General features: G+C 64.6%; 19 protein-coding genes and 1 pseudogene. 6 read left to right on the top strand and 14 right to left on the bottom strand.

The genetic code is table 11. The annotated features are described in order from the left end of the window. Positions 1-678: 678 nt before the first annotated feature. The 7 genes and pseudogenes from K9D25_RS24060 to K9D25_RS24030 all read right to left on the bottom strand — a co-directional run. Positions 679-813 (bottom strand): annotated as a pseudogene (locus K9D25_RS24060) (mobile mystery protein B); the annotation flags it as partial. After that, on the bottom strand, positions 810-1,271 hold the full coding sequence (locus K9D25_RS24055; protein ID WP_244451346.1) for a mobile mystery protein A: 462 nt from the start codon (positions 1,269-1,271) through the stop codon (positions 810-812). The gene K9D25_RS24055 and the pseudogene K9D25_RS24060, both read right to left, overlap by 4 nt. A gap of 252 nt (positions 1,272-1,523) precedes the next feature. Next, positions 1,524-4,733, bottom strand: coding sequence for an efflux RND transporter permease subunit (locus K9D25_RS24050; RefSeq protein WP_244451462.1), 3,210 nt, complete (start codon positions 4,731-4,733; stop codon positions 1,524-1,526). Next, on the bottom strand, positions 4,733-6,142 hold the full coding sequence (locus K9D25_RS24045; protein ID WP_244451345.1) for an efflux RND transporter periplasmic adaptor subunit: 1,410 nt from the start codon (positions 6,140-6,142) through the stop codon (positions 4,733-4,735). The genes K9D25_RS24050 and K9D25_RS24045 overlap by 1 nt, the downstream gene beginning before the upstream one ends. Further along, a complete protein-coding gene (locus K9D25_RS24040) occupies positions 6,139-6,543 on the bottom strand; it encodes a FixH family protein (protein WP_244451344.1) in 405 nt (134 codons plus the stop codon). Before K9D25_RS24040 ends, K9D25_RS24045 begins: the two co-directional genes overlap by 4 nt. Before the next feature lie 678 nt (positions 6,544-7,221). Beyond that, positions 7,222-9,540, bottom strand: a complete 2,319-nt coding sequence (locus K9D25_RS24035; protein WP_244451343.1) for a relaxase/mobilization nuclease domain-containing protein — start codon at positions 9,538-9,540, stop codon at positions 7,222-7,224. Then, the gene (locus K9D25_RS24030) at positions 9,540-9,965 is read right to left on the bottom strand and encodes a hypothetical protein (RefSeq protein ID WP_244451342.1); all 426 of its coding nucleotides are present in this window, start codon (positions 9,963-9,965) and stop codon (positions 9,540-9,542) included. Before K9D25_RS24030 ends, K9D25_RS24035 begins: the two co-directional genes overlap by 1 nt. 490 nt (positions 9,966-10,455) lie before the next feature. On the opposite strand from K9D25_RS24030, the gene K9D25_RS24025 reads away from it, so the two are divergent. Both K9D25_RS24025 and K9D25_RS24020 read left to right on the top strand, forming a co-directional pair. Continuing rightward, the gene (locus K9D25_RS24025) at positions 10,456-11,154 is read left to right on the top strand and encodes a ParA family protein (RefSeq protein WP_034462741.1); all 699 of its coding nucleotides are present in this window, start codon (positions 10,456-10,458) and stop codon (positions 11,152-11,154) included. After that, entirely contained in the window at positions 11,151-11,579 is a 429-nt protein-coding gene (locus tag K9D25_RS24020; protein ID WP_034462698.1) for a hypothetical protein, read from the top strand. The genes K9D25_RS24025 and K9D25_RS24020 overlap by 4 nt, the downstream gene beginning before the upstream one ends. A gap of 41 nt (positions 11,580-11,620) precedes the next feature. Here K9D25_RS24020 and repC (K9D25_RS24015) read toward each other — a convergent pair whose 3' ends face one another. Further along, entirely contained in the window at positions 11,621-12,832 is a 1,212-nt protein-coding gene (gene repC, locus K9D25_RS24015; RefSeq protein ID WP_244451341.1) for a plasmid replication protein RepC, read from the bottom strand. Positions 12,833-13,145: 313 nt separating this feature from the next. On the opposite strand from repC (K9D25_RS24015), the gene K9D25_RS24010 reads away from it, so the two are divergent. Then, positions 13,146-13,439 carry a helix-turn-helix domain-containing protein gene (locus K9D25_RS24010; RefSeq protein ID WP_244451340.1) on the top strand — a complete coding sequence of 98 codons (294 nt, stop codon included), beginning with the start codon at positions 13,146-13,148 and terminating at the stop codon, positions 13,437-13,439. Positions 13,440-13,511: 72 nt separating this feature from the next. Continuing rightward, a complete protein-coding gene (locus tag K9D25_RS24005) occupies positions 13,512-13,922 on the top strand; it encodes an XRE family transcriptional regulator (RefSeq protein ID WP_244451339.1) in 411 nt (136 codons plus the stop codon). 49 nt (positions 13,923-13,971) lie between these two features. Here K9D25_RS24005 and K9D25_RS24000 read toward each other — a convergent pair whose 3' ends face one another. The 6 genes from K9D25_RS24000 to K9D25_RS23975 all read right to left on the bottom strand — a co-directional run bounded on the left by K9D25_RS24000 (position 13,972) and on the right by K9D25_RS23975 (position 21,296). Next, positions 13,972-14,304 (bottom strand): single-stranded DNA-binding protein, encoded by a 333-nt coding sequence (locus K9D25_RS24000; RefSeq protein ID WP_244451338.1) that lies wholly within the window; start codon positions 14,302-14,304, stop codon positions 13,972-13,974. A 615-nt stretch (positions 14,305-14,919) separates the two neighbouring features. Continuing rightward, positions 14,920-16,152 carry a plasmid replication protein RepC gene (repC, locus tag K9D25_RS23995; protein ID WP_244451337.1) on the bottom strand — a complete coding sequence of 411 codons (1,233 nt, stop codon included), beginning with the start codon at positions 16,150-16,152 and terminating at the stop codon, positions 14,920-14,922. Between the two features lie 191 nt (positions 16,153-16,343). Continuing rightward, positions 16,344-17,330, bottom strand: coding sequence for a plasmid partitioning protein RepB (repB, locus tag K9D25_RS23990; RefSeq protein WP_244451336.1), 987 nt, complete (start codon positions 17,328-17,330; stop codon positions 16,344-16,346). Then, positions 17,327-18,550: a plasmid partitioning protein RepA gene (gene repA, locus K9D25_RS23985; RefSeq protein ID WP_034462702.1), complete on the bottom strand. Its 1,224-nt coding sequence runs from the start codon at positions 18,548-18,550 to the stop codon at positions 17,327-17,329. Before repA ends, repB begins: the two co-directional genes overlap by 4 nt. Before the next feature lie 473 nt (positions 18,551-19,023). Next, positions 19,024-20,193 carry a tyrosine-type recombinase/integrase gene (locus K9D25_RS23980; protein WP_244451335.1) on the bottom strand — a complete coding sequence of 390 codons (1,170 nt, stop codon included), beginning with the start codon at positions 20,191-20,193 and terminating at the stop codon, positions 19,024-19,026. Positions 20,194-20,201: 8 nt separating this feature from the next. After that, the gene (locus K9D25_RS23975) at positions 20,202-21,296 is read right to left on the bottom strand and encodes a hypothetical protein (protein ID WP_244451334.1); all 1,095 of its coding nucleotides are present in this window, start codon (positions 21,294-21,296) and stop codon (positions 20,202-20,204) included. Positions 21,297-21,358: 62 nt separating this feature from the next. Here K9D25_RS23975 and K9D25_RS23970 point away from each other — a divergent pair, with 62 nt between their 5' ends. Both K9D25_RS23970 and K9D25_RS23965 read left to right on the top strand, forming a co-directional pair. Beyond that, positions 21,359-21,628 carry a type II toxin-antitoxin system Phd/YefM family antitoxin gene (locus tag K9D25_RS23970; protein WP_244451333.1) on the top strand — a complete coding sequence of 90 codons (270 nt, stop codon included), beginning with the start codon at positions 21,359-21,361 and terminating at the stop codon, positions 21,626-21,628. Between the two features lie 3 nt (positions 21,629-21,631). Beyond that, positions 21,632-22,078 (top strand): plasmid maintenance toxin (PemK-like), encoded by a 447-nt coding sequence (locus K9D25_RS23965; protein WP_244451332.1) that lies wholly within the window; start codon positions 21,632-21,634, stop codon positions 22,076-22,078. Positions 22,079-22,163: the final 85 nt, after the last annotated feature.

Genomic DNA, 22,163 nt, shown 5'->3' with positions numbered 1-22,163 from the left:
GCCCGGCGTTGCGTGGCCATGGCCACGCGCCCTCGGCCGCCCGAGCTTGCTGGGGCGGCACGAGCCGGCGCGCGAACGCCGGCGATGTCCTAGGTTCGCGGAGGTCGGGCAGGGGGCTTTATCGTGAGCGCTTCGCCCACTGCGTTTCTGCCGGGGCGGAGGACATTACCTTCGCGGGAAACGAAGGCGAGGCCGAAATGCATCGGCGTGCCAGACGTGCATTTGGCCATGCAGGTCGCCATCAACGGGCAGGACTTCTGGCAATCTGGAAAGGCGGGCACCTTATCCGGGCAGCACGGCATGTCGTCCGTCATCGCGGACATGGCTACAAACATATCGGCCGAACCCGCCATGGCGGAGCCGCTCATTGATGCAGTGAACGCTCCTACAACCAACCCCACGACCGCTAGGATCGGGAGCAGGTTCCAGAGCCATGCCCTGATTTTCATAGCAGTAACGTGTCACAGATGGCAGGCTATGAGAATACGCCGAAGGGGCACAAATGTCACAGATTGGTGCCGGACGGCGGTCGTTCAGCGCCCGCTGGCGCGCAAAACCCATGCACCACCTCAGAGCGACGAAGCTGCCATTCGCTCATCTCCACCAGCCCATACCAGACTCCCATGCTCGAAGCCGGGGGAGTGTGCCATTTCTAGTTTTCTACGGTGAGACATTGTCCGCGCCCTGCACGATGTTCTCCTGCTCGGCTTCGTTGAGATCGCGGCGATGGGTGATCCAGGCCTGCCGCAGCCCTTCGCGCTCCGCCGGCGTCAGAGGCGTCGCATCGTCGGGCTCTTGGAACAGGTCCGTCATGGCTGCTCCCAGAGGTCACGGTCGCGCAGCGTGTCGCGGACATAGGCCTCGATCCGCGCCTCCAGGTCGGCGTCTGTCGTGCCCTGCGCCTCCAGCCTCATGGTATGCGCGACCCGGCCGAGATCGCGCAGGGCGATCTTGTGCGCGCGCACCCGCACCGCCTCCTCGAGCGTGCTGTTGGGCACGAGGGCATAGACAAGCGTGCAATCCAACGCCTCGGCCGCCCGGCGCAGCGTCTCGATCTTGATCACGCCATTGGCCTCGGACTTCTCCAACGCGTCGATGCTCTGCGGCTTCACATGGAGGCGCCGGGCGAACTGCACCCCCGTCATGCCCAAAGCCTCACGGATCGCCCTGATCCAGCCCTTGGGCGGCACCTGAAAGCGATCGGTCGGCTTGAGCGGCATCAGCCGTTCGTCGAGCCGCTGTCTGGCCTTTTGCCGAATGTCTGGTTTCATATCAAGGTCTGATTTCATATCGTATGATTGTAGATCGTAGCCTGATTACAATGTGTATGAATCAGGTTGTAGTCTGTTTAATATACTGCAAAATCAGAGTCCAGCCTTATCAGGCGATGAGCGCGAAGGCGGACCGGCGAAGGCCGTTGCGGCGGTGCTGAAAGGTGGCGAGCAGCGGGCGGGGGCGCCGGCGTTATGGAGATCCGCCAAGCCCCCTGCAGAGCGCCGAAATCGTGAGTCGCAGAACCTTAATTATGGAACTAATTTGTTGATATTGCTGAGCTTTTTTCGAACACTGGTCGGATCGAGGCTCCGATGGCCGGTTCTATGCTCATGCGGCGGCTCGTTGGTTCGCGGCAACCGCCAGCATTTGACCAGTGCGTAGACAGCGGGGATCACAACCAGCGTCAGGACGGTCGAGGAGACCATGCCGCCGATCATCGGCACAGCAATGCGCTGCATCACCTCCGAGCCGGTGCCGTTGCTCCACAAGATCGGGACGAGGCCAGCCGTAATCGCGATCACCGTCATCATCTTCGGTCGTACCCGCTCCACGGCACCCAGCATTATCGCCTCGTAGACGTCATCGCGGGTAAAGGGCCGTCCCTCTGCGTCCCGAGTCGCCCGCAGGTCCGCCATGGCCTGCTCCAGATAAATCAGCATTATGACGCCAGTCTCGGCGGCAACGCCGGCAAGCGCGATAAAGCCGACCGCCACCGCCACCGACATATTGAACCCGAGCCACCACATCAACCAGATGCCACCGACGAGCGCGAACGGCAGCGACAGCATGACGATGACCGTTTCCGTCAGCGCCCGGAAGTTGAGATAGAGCAACAGGAATATGACGAGCAGCGTGAGTGGGACGACAATCTTCAATCGTGCTTCGGCGCGTTGCAGATATTCAAACTGGCCGCTCCACGAAAGGTAGGTGCCGGCAGGGAGTCTGATCTCTTTCGAGACCGCCTGCTGTGCCTCGGCGACATAGCCGCCAAGATCGCGGCCGACGATGTCGACGAAGACGTAGACTGCAAGTTGGCCGTTCTCGGTACGGATCGATGTCGCGCCGCGGGTGAGCTTGACCTTGGCGATCTCGCCGAGGGGCACCATTCCGCCGGTTGGCAACGACACCTGCACATCGCGCGCGATAGACTGGGGGTCGCTCCTGAAATCCCGTGGATAGCGGATGGTAACGGCATAGCGCTCGCGCCCCTCGACGGTGGTCGTCACCGTCTCGGCGCCCAACGCACTCGCGATCACGCTCTGGATGTCCCCGATCGACAAGCCATAACGGCCGAGCGCGTCACGATCTGGCACAATGTCGAGATAATAGCCGCCGATCACCCGCTCGGCATAGGCGCTCGATGTGCCTGATACACTGCGGAGCACCCGCTCGACTTCGCGAGCGCTCTGCTCCATCTGACCGAGATCGGTGCCAAAGACCTTCACACCGACGGGCGTGCGGATGCCGGTGGCAAGCATGTCAATGCGAGCACGGATCGGCATAGTCCAGGCATTGGAGACCCCCGGGAACTGCAATGCCTTGTCCATCTCGGCCCTCAGGCGGTCGATGGTGACGCCCGGGCGCCAGTCGCTCTTCGGCTTCAGATTGATGATGGTCTCGAACATCTCGGTCGGCGCCGGATCGGTCGCTGTGAGGGCACGTCCCGCCTTGCCATAGACGGAAGCCACCTCCGGGAAGCTCTTGATGATGCGGTCCTGCATCTGGAGAAGCTCCGCCGCCTTGGTCACGGAAATGCCGGGCAAGGTGGTTGGCATGTACATTAACGTGCCCTCGTCGAGATTCGGCATGAACTCTGAGCCGATCTGTCGCGCCGGCCACACTGTCACCCCGAGAGCAATGAGCGCGACGAAGAGGGTGAGCGTCTTGGCCCTCAAGACGCCACGAATGACTGGACGGTAGGCCCAAATCAAGAAGCGGTTGATCGGGTTCCGATGCTCCGGGATGATCCGGCCGCGCACGAAGACCACCATGAGCGCCGGCACCAACGTCACCGACAGCAACGCGGCGGCCGCCATTGAGAAGGTCTTGGTGAAGGCGAGCGGGCCGAACATCCGACCCTCCTGCGACTCCAGCGTAAAAATTGGCAGGAAAGAGACGGTAATGACGAGCAGGCTGAAGAAAAGCGCCGGGCCGACCTGACTGGCCGCCTCTATGAGGATCTCGGTGCGCGGCTTGGCCGGTGGCGCACGTTCCAAATGCTTGTGCGCGTTCTCGATCATTACGATGGCGGCGTCGATCATGGCGCCTACGGCGATCGCGATGCCGCCTAAGCTCATGATGTTCGAGCCGAGGCCTATCGACCTCATCCCCGCAAAGGCGATCAGGATACCGACCGGGAGCATCAGGATGGCGACGAGCGCGCTCCGCAGATGCAGCAGGAACACCACGCAGACTAGCGCAACGATCACGCTCTCCTCGATCAGCGTCCCTTTCAGCGTCTCGATCGCCCGGTCGATCAGTTCAGACCTGTCGTAGACCGGGACAATTTCGGCGCCCTTGGGCAGGCTAGTCGCAATCTCAGCCAGCCGCATCTTGACGTTCTCGATCACCGTGAGCGCGTTGGCACCAAACCGTTGCAGCACGATTCCGCTTGCGACCTCACCGTCGCCGTTGAGTTCGGTGATGCCGCGGCGTTCGTCCGGCCCGATTTCGACACGCGCAACATCTTTGACCCGTAGCGACACGCCCCCGTCGGTCTTCAGCACAACGTTCTCAATGTCCGCGACACTTCGGATATAGCCGCGACCGCGCACCATGAACTCGAATTCGGATAGCTCGACGGTGCGGCCGCCAACATCGGCGTTGCTGGCCTTGACCGCCTCGCGCACTCGATCGAGCGAAATACCCAGTGCCCGCAGCCGGTTCGGATCAACCACGATCGAATATTGCTTCACGAACCCGCCAACACTGGCGACCTCCGCAACGCCCTCGGCCTTGGATGCGCCGAAGCGGATCACCCAATCCTGCAGCGAGCGCAACTCGGCAAGAGTCATTTCCTTGGCGACGACCGCGTATTGGTACACCCAGCCAACGCCAGTTGCATCCGGCCCCAAGGTCGGCGTGACCCCTGTCGGTAATCGCTGCCCGGCAGCGTTGAGATATTCGAGCACGCGCGAACGCGCCCAATAGGGATCGGTGCCGTCTTCGAATATGACGTAGACGAACGAGACGCCGAAGAAGGAGAAACCGCGCACTACCTTCGATCTTGGTACCGTCAGCATCGAGGTGGTGAGCGGATAGGTAACTTGGTCTTCGACCACCTGCGGCGCCTGGCCGGGATAATCCGTATAGATGATCACCTGCACGTCGGAGAGGTCGGGTATAGCGTCGAGCGGGAGCGTCTTAAGCGCGTAGAGCCCGGCGGCGACCGCGAAGATGGTGCCGACGAAGACGAGCACAAGATTGCGGGCCGACCAGTCGATGAAGCGAGCGATCATCATGGTTGTGGCTCCGGCGGAGTCAGGCCGCGGAGCGCCGCCTTCAGATTGCTCTCGGCGTCGATCAGGAAATTTGCAGCGACCACGACACGATCGCCCTCCGCAATCCCTTCGCGAATTTCGGTGAAGCCCGCGCCCCGCGCGCCGATTTTCACGTTTCGCGGCTCGAACTGCCCTTCTCCACGATCAATGATAACGAACTGCCGCGTGCCGCTATCGATCACCGCACTCTCGGGGACCGCCAACACCGGCGCCGCATCGCCTGCGCCGATCTCCACTTCCGCATACATATTTGGGAGCAGAACATCCCCGGGATTGGCGATCTCGATCCGCACTCTCGTTGCCCTGGTCGCCTCACCGACCTGCGGATAAATCAGCGAAGCGCGTCCTTCGAAGGTGCGCCCCGGTAGGCTTCGGACGTGGATCGCCACGGGCGCACCGAGCCGAACGGCCTCAAGATCGAACTCCGGCACATCGGCCAGTACCCAGATGGTCGAAATGTCCGCGAGACGGAATAGCACGTCGCCCGGCGCTGCCTTCATGCCGTCGACGACATTGCGTTCGAGCACGACGCCATCGCGCGGCGCGCGCCACGTCATCGAGAGCGGCACCTTGCGTGTGCTCTCGATCTCCGCGATCGCCTCTGGCGGTACACCCAGATTTTCCAGGCGCTGTCGGGCACCGCCGGCAGCACTGTCGCGACCGCCGATATTAAGATCGCTGAGGAACTGGGCGCCGGCGGCGGCAATGTCTGGCGAATAGAGCCTGAGGAGTACCTGGCCTTTCTTCACGCGATCCCCGGTCGTGACGCTCGCGACCTCGTTGATGAAGGCATCGCTCCGGGTTGCGACCACGGAAATGCGCCGTTCGTCGAGCTGAACCATTCCAGGTACGCGCATTGATCTGCCCACAGGACGCCGCGTCGCCAACTCGGATCGCACACCAGTCCGCTGCAGCTTGCCAAGCGGCACCCGCACGACGGGGCTACCATCATCTTCCCCCTCGTAAACGGGGATGTAATCCATCCCCATCGAATCCTTTTTCGGCGTCGGCGAGGTGTCAGGCAGCCCCATCGGATTGCGGTAGTAGAGAATGCGCCGCGGGGTGGCATCGGCCGTCGCCGGCGGCCTTTCCTCGAAGCTCACATCCTCGCTGGCACGAACGGCGCGAAAAGCCCGGCCGTCTCGGGTCTGGCGCGGCGTCGTCGAATAAGCCGGCCTGCCGTCAGGATCCTGATAATAGATGATCGCCCCCGTGGCCTCGGGCTGAGCCGTTACGAGGGTTCCCTCGCGACCAAGCCATTCGCGGAGGCCGGCCACGGGTAAGCCCCGGACGCCAGCCCAATAACCTCCGATCCCCGCCGCCAGAACAGCGGCGAGGGCGAGGACCCGCAGAGAGATCCGTCTCACGGCGTCGCCTTCAGGACCAGCTTGCTTTCGAGCGTGCCGGTTTCACCTTGTATCTTCGCTCCGAGCGAAAGGCGCCATCCGCCGGCCATCACCAGGTTGGCCTTGAAACGATAGACTCCCGGCTCCGTCGAGGGGAGAACCTCGATCGGCGCTGTCATCGTTTCCATGCCGTCTGGCGCCATGTCGATCCGGGTTGCAAAGATGACGGCGTCGGCGACTGATGAACCGGTTCGCTTGTCGACGAGGCGGACATCGACGATGGCCGCGTTGCCCTGCTTGACGTCGGTCTGAAGGAGCTGGAATTCGTAGTCCGTGACCTCTGCTTGCGCCGTCGAGAGGCCTGCCACGCAGAGTGCAACTGCGAGCGCGCCCGCGGCGGCGCTCTTCTTAGAAGTGGTCATCGTTTGAAAGTCCTAGATGCATCGACGTACCGTGCACATGGCCCGGCATGGCGTGGCTTAGGGCCACGCGCTCTCGGCCGCCCGAGCCTTGCTAGGGCGACACGATCCGGCGCGCTAACGCCACCGGCGATGTTCTAGATTCGCGGAGGTCGAGCTGGGGGTTCTATCACAAGCGCGTCGCCGAACACGGCGTTGGCCGGAAGGAGCGTATCTGTTTGATCCCAAAAGACGACGAGGCTCGAAAGTGTCGACGACACCGAGGAGCACTTGGCCATGCAAAGCGCCATCAACGGGCACGATTTCGGGCAATCTGGCAGGTTTGGCTTCTCAACCGGACAACAGGACATGTCCTCCGCCACGTCGGACATCGACATGGCGGAGGCAGCCTGCACGACAGCACCGCTCGCCGATACAGCGAACGGTCCGGCAATGAGCCCCAAAACCGCTAGGATCGGGAGCAACCTGCGGAGCCAGATGCCAACCCTCATAGGCACTAGGATGCCACAGGCCTCACGTTAAGGGAAGATAGGGAATGATCGTCGTCCCTAACGCCACCTCAGCGCGACCGACGGTCCGCGTGCGACGACGCCATTGGCACCTGATTATCCACTCTAATTCCGCTTCGCGCCAAGAATCCAGGATGGCCGCCGCAAGAATATTCAAAAACACGGCGTCTCTCTAGACTAGACGCTGACCTTTCGTTGATTGTGCCGTCGCCCGCTCGCTCGCTTCGATCTCCCGGATAACTTGTTCTTGCTCCGCGCGGAGCTTCGCAAGCGCATCCGTTTGCACAAGCGCCGCGGGAATCGGCTGACCGGGATGTTCCGTAATCGCTCGCGCAGCCTCGGCGGCGGCGGCGGCCTCCCGCGCCTCCCTTGACGCGGCCTGCTGCGATCCGGCCACAATGCTTCGTTCGGCTCGCAGCTCACGCTGCGATGTCGCATCCAACGCAACACCGGCCTCTTGTCTCCGCTCGGCATTGACCGCGCGAGCAGCGATTTGTTCCGCGGATGCGGCCTCGCGTTCTTCCTTAAGGCGGATTTCTTGGGCTCGCTCGATAAGCCGGTCTGCATTCGTTCCCACGATTGACTCGACCTCGCCGCGACTGAGTCGTTCGACGCCGCGCTCCTGGACTCGTTGAAGGTCGATGCGGTTGGCCAGAGTTTCGAGATAGCGAGCAGACGTCTCGCGGAACTGCTGCTTGGTCTCTCCCACGAGAAGGTCGCTCGTTCGCGAGACCGCCTCGTTCATCACGCGAAGGTCCTTCGCCATCTGTTCAGATGAAATGGCCATGCCGCTATCTTCCTTTGTGATCTGCTCGACACGACGTCCGATTGCTTGAAGTATCCCCCCGATGGCCTGCGCCATCAACAGACGTTCGAGCATGTCCTTGGCGATCGGATTGGCCGGCTGTTCGGCCGCTACCGTTCGCCAGGCCAACACGCTTTCATTCACAACTTTGCGAGCCAGCGGCGACTTCGGCAAGCTGATCGGATTTGCACGCGCAGTCGCGATCCGCTGCCGGGCATTGTCGATCAACCGCCGGTTAGCCGGATCGGCGGCATAGGCGCGATCCCTTGCTTCGCGAGCGGTTCGCGGCCGCTCCGCCGTCTCGACTATGGCCTTGTCCTTCGGGCCGTAGCTCTGCGACGACGCGCGCTCCCGCGCCGAGGTTGCTACGATGCGCAGCCCCTCCGCCTGGGCGTGCTGGGCGTATGCCGTGCGCCATTCGCGGAACGTTTCTGGCCCCGGGTGCAGTTTCTGGCCGGACTCGCCTTTCGCGGCGATCACGGCGTGGACGTGGATGTGGCCGGCCGCCTCCTTATCGACGTGGATGCCGAACATGAATTTGTGGTCACCGAAGCGGTCCTGCAGGAAGGCGCGCGCGGCCCGTCTCAAGGCCTCGACATTGGTGCCCGCTTTCGCTGACAGCATGAGGTGCATCGTGTCGCGCACCGACTGCGAGCGAAGGGACGGCCCCCACTCGCGCGCCGCGACCCGTGTGTCGGCGACGTTGGCGATGGCCTTGCCCTTGTCGTCGACCACTGCGCCGTGCTCGACCAGCTTATTGAGTCGATAGGTCACGCCGTTGCGGCCGTGGTTGGTCATTCCGGGCGACACGCCGATTGCCTGGGTACCAATCCCGGTCGCGGCATGGATGCGATCCGCGATCTTTCCCTCCGAGGCCATGTCGAAGCGCTTCCGGGTGAACTGCTTTTCGTGGTCTCCGACCCGCTCCTCGCGGACGCGGAACCGCTCCTTCGCCGGCCCTGCCAAGGCGATGACGAGGCGCGCCTCGAGGTCGCCGGATGACGTCGTGTCGAGCCGGTACGCGTAGCGGTGCCCGGCGAAGCCGGCAGCGATCGCCTTCTCGTAGGTTTCGCGGCCCTCTTCAGTATCCTTCACGCCGCGCAGCATCAGGCGGACTGCGGCGACGTCCTGGCTCTCGGCCCGCTTCGAGAAGTTGACCGACCACGCCTTGATCTCGTCGGCGACCGCCTCGCGGTCCGTCAACATGCGGCCGTCGTGGGTTTCGAGCGGCACGTCCTCGCGCTGCACGTACTGCCCCGTCTTGGTGGCCCGGACGGTCCCGTGCGCCCAGGACAGCACCTTGATGACCGCAGGCTGGTAGCCCGCGGCGAGCTGGCGCGCGCGGCCGACGGCGCCCGGCCCTGCCCCGCCCGCGCCGCCGGGGATCGGCGCCCGCGCGGCAGGACGAACCGGGGGCGGTCCACCGCCACCTCCCCCAGCCGACGACGGTGGCAACGACCGCGAGCGCTCTTCGTCGCGACCGCCGGTGATTGTATGCCCGCGGATGACCTGGTCTGCAGGTGGCACTTTGGGAAGCGGCGCAACCCGCGCCGCCCGCCGTCTCGGCTCGTCGTCAAGGCCGCCAAAGGCTCGGGGTCGGCGCCGTGACTCGGCGGCCGCGGTGACAGCTGTCCGTGCGGCCTCGACCTGCGCGACCCACCAGGCGATCTGGGCTGCGCGGTTCATCACGCCTCCTCGGTCGGGATCTCGGATGGCAGCGGAAGCCCGGCCTGCCGGCGCAATTTCGAACCGTAGGCCACGGTCATCTCGGTCAATTCGTCGTTGATGGCGGCAACCACCTCGTGCAGGCCGCGCCACACCGGCTCGGTGTCCTCGATGCGCACCGCTTGGCCGCGGTGGATCGCGCGCAGGACCTGCGAGAGGTTGCGGCCGACCATCCGGACCTGCTGGGCGAGCTCGACGACGGCGCGCGTGTTCTCGGCCGACAACGCCGGCCCGGCGTGCACGGACGCGCGGATCAGGCGCCGCACCACCTCGGCCTTCGGCACGCCGAATAGCGCCACGGCCGCCTGCAGCCGCGCCTCGTCGGCCTCCGACAACTCCGTTCGAAGCCTCGGCTTGCGTCGCGGTGCTGTGGCGGAGCGGGCCATCGGCGCTCCCCTTCCTTCCCGTTCGCGCGGCTCTGCCGCCATCGCGCGTCAGCGCTGTCCGACTGCGTTCAGCAGTCGTCCCCGGGTTTGGCCCACAAACCGGTATCTTGTCAACTAACATCTAATAAATCGACTGTCAGACTTCTCCCAAAGAAGGGCGTTCACGACCAGGGAAGCCAGCCCATCTCCCGACACGGATCTTCCGGATAATCTCACCGCAAGTCAGCAATGACGAAGTCCACTAATGCGGCAATACCTCAATGAACGACACCGCCAATACCGGAATGCCATAAAAGCGTGCTGTTGTATCCGCGCATTGCCGCCTTCACATATTGCCGAAATACCGCAATGACGCATTGCCCGAGCACCGCAACGCGTGACCACCGCAACACAGCAGTCACGCACTTCCGGAGTGACGGACTGCGGTATTGCCGAATGTCTATTATATCGTATGTTAGACGAGCGATTCCACGAGAAGCAGGAGGTGGGCGTGCCAAGCGTTTTCGCAGTGGCTAACCCAAAGGGCGGCAGTGGTAAGACCACGGTCGCGATCATTCTCGCCGGCGAGTTCGCCAAACACGGCTACTCCGCCGCGATCGTCGACGCCGACCCGCAGGGGTCCTCCTACCAGTGGCACGCGTCGTCCGTCGCGCGCGGGCTGAGCCCTCAGGGGGTCGACCTCGTCCGCGCACCTGACGAGGCGGCGTTGGCCCAGGCTGTCGAGCGGCTCGCCGGCTACGACGTCGTCGTCATCGACACGCCCGGTTACTATGGCGAGGTCCTAGTCCAGGCGGCGTTGCGCGCCGACCTCGTCGTGCTGCCCTGCAAGGTCCACACTTTCGACGCGTCTCAGGTCGTACGGACGATCCGCAACCTCGAGCAGCACGCCGCCACCGCGCAGCTGCCGATGAGTCAGCACCGCGTGCTGTTCAACGAGTACGACAGCCTCGACCGCAACACGCGCCCCCTGCGCGAGGTCGTCGGCTACTTCGATTCCGAGCATGTCCCGGTGTGCGCGACGGCGCTCTACCGTCGCGTGACCTTCCGCACGATGACCAGCGGCTTCGGCACGCTCTACCAGATGAGCGACAAGGACGAGTCCGTGCGCAAGGCGCGCTACAACGCCGACCAGGTCGTGCGCGAGCTGCTCGCCGCGAGCCAAGGCTCCGCGGATGACACCGCAGCATGAGCGACGGCGCGCCGAGTGAGAAGCCGGATCGGCCTCCCCTGCCCCGCGACGCGTTCCGCGCTCAACGCGTCGGCACGCCGCCAGGACAGAGGCCCCCGCTACAGCCCGTCGTCGTCACCCCGGCCTATCATGACCCGGTCACGCCGGCGCCGCCTGCGCAAAGGAGGTTGTCGTCGGAGACGGGCGAGCCCGACCAGCCGAAGAAAGCGCCACGGTCGCCGCGCGACCGCAATCGCAATCCGTTCGAGGCCTATGGCGAGCGCGCGTCGTCGCGGCCCTACGCGCTACGCCTGCCCGACGCCATTGACCTCGCGCTTCGCCAGCTCGCCGCCGAGGAGCGCACGCAGCCTTTGCGCATTGTCGACCGCGCAATCCACGACCTCTTGAAACGGCTCGGACGTTTGCCGCCCGTCGACGGGCAATAGCCGTCGGCGAGGAAAAGCGACCGCGCAGTGATGACCGGTCTCTATGCACCTTCGTCCGGGAAGGAAGGGGTGGGTGGGGTGCGCGCAGCGGGGGACTTTTGGCGCTGCGTGGCGCCGAGCGCCATCAGCATGGGCCACACGGAGAACTGGCCGGCCGAGGCACGTCGCGCCAACGTCCTCAGGTAGCCGCCGGGGTTCCTGATTGCGCTGCCGCGTTGCAGGATAAGGGCGAGCGTGACGCTCGCCAGGCCAGGCCCCATTGCAACGCAGGTTTCCTCCCAAGCGCTCGGGCTGACGCCGAGCAACGGGCGCACGATCGCCGCGGTGTCGGTAACGTCGCGCGCCGTGCGCAGACCCTCGCGCGCGTAGTCGACGAAGTCGGGGCACCTCTCGGCGACCAGCCGCACCGGGACGGGGAGCGCAGCGTCGCCCTTCGGTTCGGCTTGACGGGGCTCGCCGGCGCCGTAGCTGCCTTCGGATGCCGGGCATTCCGTTTCGCCGGTCGCGTCGCGAGGGGGCGCGTCCTCGATCTGATTCTCCAGAATGTGGAGGATCCGTTTCGATAGCTCGGCCAACGCGGCAGCGAGCGGCTCCAGCGTCTCTCTGCGCGCGGCCCGCGGCCGGCTGTCGAGCAGTTCCCTGTACTCGCGGTGAAGCGCCGGAAGGCCGGCGTCGACGTGCTGCTCGACGCCGAACGACAGCATCTTCGCGATGTCGCGGCGGGCAAGCGTAATCTGCTCGCGGAGCGCGTCCACTGCCCGGCGCTCTTCAATGGTACGGGCGGCTCGGCCAGCCAGCTCGTCCGCGCTCGCCACGAGCGGGCTGAGGTCGAACCCGAAAGCCTGCTCGATGCCGCCGCCCGGCGCGCGCCTCACGTAGCGCTTTCCGTTGGGGCTGTCGCGGCGAAGGATGAGCCCGACGTCGACCAGGGCAGCAATGTGTCTGCGAAGTGTCGAGGCGGGAATGCCGTGCGCCCGCACCGAGAGCTCCCGGTTCGAGGGGAAAACCACAAGGTCGTCCGACCCGAGCGTGAGAACCGTGTCCGGGTGGAAGCTCAGCAGTGCATTCAGCACCGTGAGCGATCGGTCGGAGAGCCGGAGCTCCGCCCTCGCCTCGCAGACGTGGCGGAACATCCTCCACTTGTGTGCAGCCTTGCCGGCGCACAGCGTGACGTCTCGCTGCGCGCGCAGCGCAGTCGCGGACAACGGCCGCGGCCCGAAGGGGGCGGTTGGATTGAGGCCAGGCATCTGCATTCGCGTCCTCTCTTCGCGAGAGCGCGTGGCAAACAAAGACCGTGGCGTGAAAACGCGCGAGTCTCTTGAACTGTCGGGTGGCGCGGGCTAGGATGCTGTAGCGTTTACGAGGCACCGCTGGCGATTGGCGTCGCCAGCCCGCTGACCCTCTTGGGAGACCCGGCTCTGCCGGGTTTTTCTTTGTCCGAGCGCGCTCCTGTTGGTTGAATCGAATCCGTCTATTATATTGAATGTTAGACGGCAGTCCAACGTGTGGGTTATACGCCCGCACCGCAGTGACGACGTCGCATCAGCGAGGGACGCGAGCGACTCGATGAACACGAAGGTATCCGGCCGGAAGGCCGCTCACGCGGCTCACGGCAACACGCTGCTTATTGCATTCCAGGACGCTCTCGAGTGCCTGCGCAAGGAGATGGGCCTCACCCGTTGCGCCTTCGCGGAACGCCTCGGGATTCCAAGGTCGAGCTACTTCCACCTGATGACCGATGCAGCGAACCCAAGTCTCGACTACATCGAGCTCATAGCCGAGCGCGCCGGCGTCGAGCCGATCTCGTTCCTGGGTAAGGCCGGCCAGAGCGCGCACCGATTCGGTGTCGGCGCGCGCTAAGTCGAGTCGCCTCAACAAGAAATTCGCTTGGTCAATGTCCAATATTCTAGACTTTGACACAGAGGTGTGGTGATGCTGGAGCGTGCCCAACGCGTAGCAGAGCCGGCCGAGATGTCGCCCGTCCGAAAGCCTCAGTCTCTCGATCACTCGGTTCTGAACGAGATGCTGGCGATTCGGATGCAGCAGCTCGAGATCGAAAATGGCGGCGCGGAGGCATTCCTGGCCAAGACGGGGCTCGCGCGCCACACCTATTACACGATGGTCCGCGGCATCGGTAATCCGACGATCCGCACGATCGAGCGCATCGCGACGAGCCTGAACATGAGCGTGTTCGAGCTCTTGGGCTTCGACGTCGCCGACGCGCGGCGCGCCCTGGAGAAGAGCGGCGTGAACTACGATGAGCTGATGTCGGCGATCACCAAGAAGAATCGCGCCGATCGCGCGCTGGCGCGTCAGACGCGATCACGAAAACTGCCGTCCTGATACTCAAGGTGGAAGGGACCGGGGAGGCTCGCGCCTCCCCGTCTCTGGCTTAGGTGGCGGGCCGCTCGGCGGCTTGGGCGAGCCTGCCGAACTCGAGGCCGATCAGGTCGACGGTGTAGATCCGTTGGCCGTCGCGCTCGTAGCTATTCTGCCGAACCCGGCCGCGCACGTGCACCAGGTCGCCCTTGCTGACGTGCTCGTTCACGTAGTCCTGGATCGACTTGGTGAAGATCGTCACCTCGTTCCAGTGCTGGTCGTCCTTCCACTCGCCGCCTTTGTCCTTGAAGGGGTAGTTGGCGCAGACGGTGACGCGGACCGTCTTGCCGACCTGCTTGATGGTCCCGACGCGGCCGATGAGGGTGAATTCGGCGATGTTGCGCATAGTCTCTCTCCATCTTTTGGGGCTGCGCCCCGTTGCGATGGCGATCCGTCATGGCCGGGAAGACGGCACAGAGCCGAAGCCCGCGAGACGCGGGCGAAGGGCGAGCGCAGCGCTGCGTCCCGTCAGCCCGTGAATTTTGGCGCCGCAGGCGCGTGCGCGAGGAATGCCGACGGGACCCGCAAGCGGGTGGCGGCAGGGGAAAATTCTCGGGCGAAGGGACCGACGTGCCGGCGACGGCCATAGGAATCCAGCCATGCAACCGGGAGCGCTGCCCGACGGGGAGAAGCGAGCAATCGTCGCCGTACCACCATTGCCCCGCGCCGGGCCAAAGTTCGGCGGCAAGAACCCGCGTTGTCGATGCCAATCCATCGAGGACGTTGCACCAGCGAGAAGACGCCGCGCTGGATTTCGGGGCGATCCAAGCAGTCGACGGCACACCGAACGGACCGAGCAACAATGAGCGGCCGCCGCTTGCCTGGCCGAACGGCAGAACAGCAGCGCAAACAGCCCGGGCACAAGCCGAAGCCAGTCCGCTAAATTCCGGCCACGCCGCCGCGAACGTCGAACCGACCCGCCAGCATCGGGCGCTCCCCTCCCCTCGAGACCGCCACGCCGTCACGCCGATCGTTTGGTGCGCAGTTGCGCGTTGATCTGCGACATCAGGATCGGCCCGAGCGAGAACTCCCCGGCCCGCGCCTTCTCGGTCAGGCCACGCAAATAGCCGCCGGCCGATCGAATGGCCGCGCCGCGCTGCAGGATGCACGCGACAACCACGGCCGCCTGCATTTCGCCCATCACGGCTTGCGCCTCCTCCCAGGCGCTGGGGCTGATCCCGAGCATCGACCGCACCACCGCCACCGTCGCCAGCAGGTCTCGCCAGCTCGAAATTCCGCCCTTGGCGTAGTCGGCGATGTCGGGACAGGCTTTCATCACCAGTCCAAGCGGATAGGCCGTCTCCGCAACCCTCGGCATTTCAGGATCTGGCACCGCCCTCGCCGCCCGGCTTCCTCGAAAGCCAGGTTCAAGATCAATTAAGGGGTCTGGATTTGAATTCTGTATATGGCGCTCATTTCGGGACTCATTGGCGCTCATATCTTGTGTTTTGACGTGGATTTCCAGCAAGTTGTGGACGTCGTCAGCCAATTGCGACAGCTCCTCAGCGGCCGTTTCCAGCTGCGCGCGCGTCGCGGTGCGCGGAATCCCCTCGACGATCGAGCGAAAGCCGGCGTGGACCTGGGCCCAGTCCGCAGGCCCCTGCCCTCCCATGCGTGTCGGGACGCCTTCCTCTATGCCCGTCGCGATCATCTTGGCGATGTCGCGTCGGCACAGTGTGATGCGCTCGCGTGCGAGCTTGATGGCGCGGGCTTCAGCCTCCACGGCCGCGGCCAGGCTCTCGAACTCCTCTGAGCGGACCACGAGCGGCGAGAGGTCGAAGCCGAAGGCCAGCTCGATGTCGCCCGATGCACCCTTGCGCGCGTAGCGCTTGCCGTTGGGACTGTCCCGGCGGACGATCAGTCCAGCGTCGACCAGGACGGCGAGATGGCGTCGCAGCGTAGACGCCGGCATGCCGTGCGCGCGAAGCGACAGGTGTTGGTTCGACGGGAAGACGACGAGGTCGTCCTCGCCCGTCAACGCGGTCTCGGGGTGGAACGTGAGAAGCGCATTCAGCACCGAAAGCGCGCGCTCCGTCACGCCGAGACTCGGCCGCGCCCGGCAGATCGCCTGGAATATCTTCCACTTGTGTACGACCTTCTCGGGCGGCCGCGACGCTGCGGCGATCTGCGTTGCCACATGGGCGAGCGTCAGCGACCGCCGCCCAAAGGGCGTCGTCGGTGTGTGTGGTTCCATGTCTTGCCCTCATGCGGGCAAAGGAAATCTGCTCGCCGAAACGGCGCCGTCTCTCACGAGAGACTTGACTGCGATTCGCGGAAGTGATTCTCTATCAGTCGCCAAACTAAGACAGAGGCTTCCGGGACGGTGACGTTTCGGGGGCCTTTTTCTTTGCCTACGGTTCCTCTCGTGTTGTCAGGGTACGCGGTTTACGCATCTGCGCGGCGCTTGAATGCCGCATAGATCTCGGGCAGCTGATCGACGAGATACGCTCCGAAGTCGGGTGCGTGACGATTGTCGATCGTGAGGCGGGTTTGATCCTTGGCGCGCTCGATGCGCGCAACCTGCTTTCCATCGTCAGATTTGACGATATGCGTCGCCGGCTTCTTCGGACGGCGAACCAAGGCCTTCAACACTCGCTCGAAGCGGGCATCGCTCGGGCCAGCCTGAAAATTTGCATCGGAAACCACGTCACGCCATTTTGTATCGCCGTGCTTCACCAGCGTCGCCAACTGCTCCCAACGGGGGCGCCCGACCTTCGGGGCCGCGCCAATAGCGATGATGAGGTCTTCGGGAAGCTCTCTGACAAGAGAAATCATCGTCGACAGATTTCCCTTTGGCACCGAGAGCGCTGACATGATTGCCGCACGTGCAATGCCACGATCCTCAAGTCTGGCCGCGAACAGCGCGCGCTCGATGAACGAGAGATCCTTGCGATCTGTATTCTCTTTGCCTTGAGCGACGACCAACTCTTCGTCGCTAAGCTCGCGCACAATCGCCTTAACGGGCCGACCGAGGGCACGAAGGGCTGCGACCCGGCGATGTCCATATGCGGCCTGGTAGCGTCCGGGAGCATCGATTCGCGGACGCACGAGGATCGGAACTTGTTGCCCATCCTCCGACAGTCCAGCCTTGAACGCCTCGAACTCGTCTCCATCGCTGACATTAAGGCGATCGCGTATGAATGCGGGATCGACGAGATTCGGATCGATCTCGACAACTTGGGCGCCCGATGCGAGTTGCGCCCGTAGCGCCTGGGCCTCGTCCGCATCGTCGGACAGGCTCTTCAGCGAGAGACCCATCGCTTTAAGCGAACCGGATGACACCGGCGGGCGCGTCGGCCGATCTTCGCTCGGGGCGGTTGGCGCGGTGATCGGCGCCATCATGGCCTTCAGTTGGTCGCGGCGCTTGTTCACGTCGCCCTCCCCCAAGCCTCAAGGACAAGGCTCTCAATTTCGGCATGGACAGTATCGAGCGCCTCGATCGCCCGGTCGTAGGTGCTGCGGGTAAAATTCTCGCGGCCGATCTCGTAAAGGGTCTGCTTCGTCAGCCCGGCGTCTGCAATCGCAGTCGACTTAAGGATCGGGGTCGTAAGGACACGCTCGCCAAACAAGCTTCGCATCAGGCCGACGATTTGGCCCTGTGGCCCGTCGGAAGGCTCGTATCGCGTGATCGCGTACCGGAAGAAGTCGTAGTCAGCGTCCCCCCCGGCCTTCTCGACAACGTCAAGGAGGCTGGAGGTCATGTGCAAGAACTGGGACATCGACGCGACGTCTAGCATTTGCGGATGAATGGTGACGAGCACGCTCCTCGCGGCGCAGAGCGCCGAGAGCGTAAGAAAGCCGAGCGAGGGCGGGCAGTCGAGTATTACAACGTCATACCGATCTTCTACCGAAGCTAACGCCGTAGCGATGCGGGAGAAAAACATTCGGTCGGAGCTACGGCGGCCCTCGGCGAGTACACGTGGCGTGTCGTGCTCAAATTCCTGAAGCTCCAGATTGCCGGGAACGATATCGAGACCGGCGAAGTAGGTCGTCCGGATAACGTCGCTCATCGGGCGTTGCTGATCGTCGTAGCGGATCGCGCCGTAAAGGGTGTCGTTCTCTTGTAGGTCGAATTCCGGCTGCAATCCGAAAAGCGCCGACAACGAAGCCTGGGGGTCTAGGTCGATGGCGAGAGTGCGGAACCCACGCATTGCGAAGTACTGCGCGACATGTGCGGCAGTGGTTGTTTTGCCTGACCCGCCCTTGAAGTTGGTGACAGCAATCACCTGGAGATGATCGCCCTTGCGACGTGTCGGCAGATATGTCGGCTTCGAGCGGGCGAGCGTTCGCCGGACCTCGTGAATCTGTTCGAGCGTAAACAAGCGGCGCCCGCGCGCATTCTTTTCAGTTTCCGGAACGTCACCGGAGATCGACAATTGACGAATGTATGCGTCGGTGACGCCAACCAGCTTGGCGGCTTCACCCGACGTGAATTTGCGCAGCTCCTTTTGAGCCGCGGGAGGGAAGGCGCGAGTTCGCAGCTCCTTCAGCTGCGCACTGAGCAAGTCGGCGTCCGACTCGATCAACCGAGTCAACGAGCGCACCTTTTTTCCGGTGCGATGACTTGGGTCAATTTGTGTTAGCTCTGTCATCTACGCTCGATGCCGCTATTTCTCGTGTCGAGCGTAAATTCTCTTGTTCGTCCGAGTCGGTCAAGCGATTTAGAGTTAACGCGCATTAACCATTGTGGCGGAATGGTCGGGCTGCCGCTAAAGCATACGCGAGTCGCATTGCATCGGTCTGGAGCCGCTGTGCGGTCGTGCGCTGCCACTCAATTTCGACGACCGTCCTGAAGAGTTCTCAGCTGAGAACTTTCCCGCTAGACGCCCGATAGGCGGATTGCCGAAATCTGTTAGCGAGTTTCGGACTGCGCGGCGAAGGGTGACGCGCCCGAAGCGCGCCTTTGCAGCGACGTTGGGCAAAGACGGAACCGCGGTAGTTCTCAGCTGAGAACTTTCCCTTCGTAACCGCCGTCCATCGACTCGGCACGAAGCGATCGACACAGGAAGAGGCGCCCCTTCACCGCAGGTTCGCGCGACATTTCGCACTGTGAGCGGTCCTCACACTAGATCCCAAGGCGGGCCGCCCTGCCCTGCGCGCGCTCTGCCTCGTTGTAATAGCTCGCAGCCTGCTGCACAGACCGATGCTGCGACTGCTGCATTGCCTCGGGCAAGCCAATGCCCTGGCGCGCCGCTTCGGTGAGGTACCCTGCCCGCAATCCATGCGCAGCGAACTCTTTGGGGTCGAGCTCAGCCATCGTGCAGCGCCGCTTGACGATCAGATTGATCGATTGGGGGGTCAGCGCGCGCTCCTCGATCGCCTCCCAACGGTCGATCGCGCGGAAGATCGCGCCTTTTCGGATATCAGCTCGATCGAGCCACTCCCGCAACGCCTCGACCGGCGGGCCGACCAGGAACACCCTCCCCTCGTCATCAGCGTCGCCGGTTTTCGTGCGACCGAGCTGGATCGAGATGCACGGCAGCGTCGCCGAATTCGGGTCGAGCGGATCAAGCGGCACCGCCGGCTCCTCGCTCAGCTGCTCGATCCGCAGCCGCGCCACCTCGCTGCGCCGCCGCCCGCCGGAGGCGAAGGCCAGCAGCAGGATCGCGAGGTCGCGCGTGTCGGCGAGTCGGTCCGTCGCGCAGGTCGCGGCCAGGCGGTCGAGGACGTCGCGCGTCACGGCCCGCTTGCTCTTGCGCCGGCGCGGCCGCGGCGAGGCCCTCACCGCCAGGCGCACGGCCGACCGCACGGCGGGAGAGCCAAAGGGCCCCTCGATCCCCTTCCACCGGTGCAGCGTGCCCCAGCTCGCCAGGCGCCGCTTCACGGTGCTCGGCGCATGCGGGCCGGCGCTGCGCAACAGCCCCTCCCCGCGCAGCGCCTCGACGACCGCCGCCGGCATCCCGTGCCGGGGGTCGGTTTCGCGCTGCGCCAGATCCCACAAGTGATGCGCGACGAACTTCAGCGCCAACGCTTCCGTCGCCGGCCACGGCAGCGGCCCGCCGGTGGCGGCCGCCGCCCAGCCTTCGAGATAAGCCAGATCCGATGCCAAAGCCCGCAGGCTGTTTTCGCCCATGCCCTCGCGCGCGAGGTGCTTGAGCGTCGCGACGTCGTCGTCCGTGAGCAGTTGCGCGAGGCGATCGCGCCGGTCGATCGGCAGGATGGCCGAAAGCGTGTCGAGCTCCAGCACGCGCCTGGATTCGGCGTCAAGCGATCGGCCTTTGACAATGTCGTCCATGGTACGCCTCAGAATCCGTAAGATCGCTCGGCCCAGCGCAGTAGCACCGCTGCATCCGCGTCCGGCAGGCGGACGCGCTGCGCCTTGAGGCCTTCCGCGATCGCGAGGCCGACATCGGGCTCGACCCAGTGGCCATGGGTCATCAGAAAGAACCAGCCGAAGGGCAGGCCGACCTCACCGTCAACCGCCTCGATCCGGTCCATCAACTGGTGAACCGACGTCTCTGGTGTCAGCAGGAGCCGCTCTCGTGGCATCTTCAGTGGCCGCGGGATGAAGCCGACTTCGCGCTCGCCTTTGTAGGTATAGTCGCGGGCGTCCAGCGCCCAGTGCGCGAAGACGCGCTGCGGCCGGGCGCTCGAGTCCTCCCAGTCTCGGAAGAAGCGCAGCTCGCGCGGCACGAACTCGAAGTAGTCCGGCACCAGGTTGAGGAAGGGGGTCTCGCGCGTCGCGCCGCGCGGTCCGGTCTCCCGGACGACGCGCCGCTCCATCTCGGGCCGCTTGGCCTCGCGCTTCTCGCGCTCGATGCGGCCGCAGCGGTCGAGGAAGCTGCGGACGTGGACGAAAGCGCTGCCGGCTCGGTCGAGGAGGCGGTAGACCGGACCGGCGAGGCGGTCCGTGTCGGGCAGGGGATCACGGCGCAGCCAGCTCGGGTCGAGCAGTTCCTGCTCACCCCACGGGCGGTAGTCCGGGTTGACGACCGGGCCGGCGCGCCACTCGACCTCGCGGCCGAGCGCGATCTGAATGTAGTCGGCCGGAGCGGGGCCGGTCGGCGCGAAGACGAAGGCGCCGGTGCCGCGCCACTCGGTGATCTGCAGGTCGGTTTTCCCGAGGCGCGTCCAGACCGCCTTGACGTCGCCGCCGTCTTTGGCGAGCTCGGCCGTCATCCACGGTCGGAGTTCGCCGATCCGGATCTTGTCTGGTCGGATGACCGACCGGGTGTCGCGCCAATAGTCGTCGTCGACATGGGCGAGGCTGAAGTCAAAGCCTGGAAAGGCCGCAGCGAGCGCGGGGACAAGGGCACCGTCGACCGAGGCCGGCTCAAGCTGGGCCAGGACGGCCTGCACGGAGGCTGCGTCGGGCAGACGAACCGGGGAAGGGCTCATGGCGTGGCCTCTTGCGGGATTAGCGGGATTTCCGTATATTCCGGAACAAAGGAGAACCTATCATGGCTTCCACCGTGACCGCCGCCGAGGTCTCCAAGAATTTCGGCGCCTACCAGGACGCCGCCGTGCGCGAGCCGGTGGTGATTACCAAGAATGGCCGGCCGCGCACCGTGCTGATGGCCTACGAGGATTTCGTCCGGCTGTCGAAGCGCGATCGCCGCGTCCAGCGCACCGTCGACCTCAGCGACGCCGAGATCGCCGCGGTCGAGGCCGCCGAGATGACGCCGGACCCCGACCAGGTCGGCGCCTTCGCCAAGCAGACTGCCGGCTGAGGGGTGCTGCCGACCGATATCAGGCTCGGCTGGGTCTTCCGCTATGCCTACCTTTGGGACTGGCAGCACCGCGAGGGCCGGGAGGAGGGCGACAAGGACCGCCCATGCCTGGTGCTGGCGATCGTCATGACGACGGAGGCGGGCGATCCGGTCGTGCGCGTCCTGCCGATCACCCACACGCCGCCCACCAATCCGGCCGACGCGATCGAGATCCCGGCTGAGGTGAAGAGCCGCCTGCGGCTCGACAACGAGCGCTCGTGGATCGTGCTGACCGAGAGCAACCGCTTCACCTGGCCGGGGCCGGACCTGCGCAATATCGACACCGAAAGCGGCTATTACGGCGCCCTGACGCCGGGCCTGTTCGCCGAGGTGAAGCGCCGCTTTGTGGCGATCGCCCGGGGCGAGGTCGCGACCAGCGCGCCGCACCGGAGCGTGCCGCGCACCGAATGACGGCCGCCGGCGGCGGCCGATTGCATCCGGAAGAGGGCAGGGGGCTGGCAGCGGCGGCGTCCTCTCGTCGATCGGAGGCCCGGCG

The organism is Ancylobacter polymorphus (genome assembly GCF_022836935.1).
Lineage (GTDB): Bacteria > Pseudomonadota > Alphaproteobacteria > Rhizobiales > Xanthobacteraceae > Ancylobacter > Ancylobacter polymorphus_A.
Note: the sequence above shows the minus strand (reverse complement) of the source record. Positions and strands in the feature narration are given on the sequence as shown.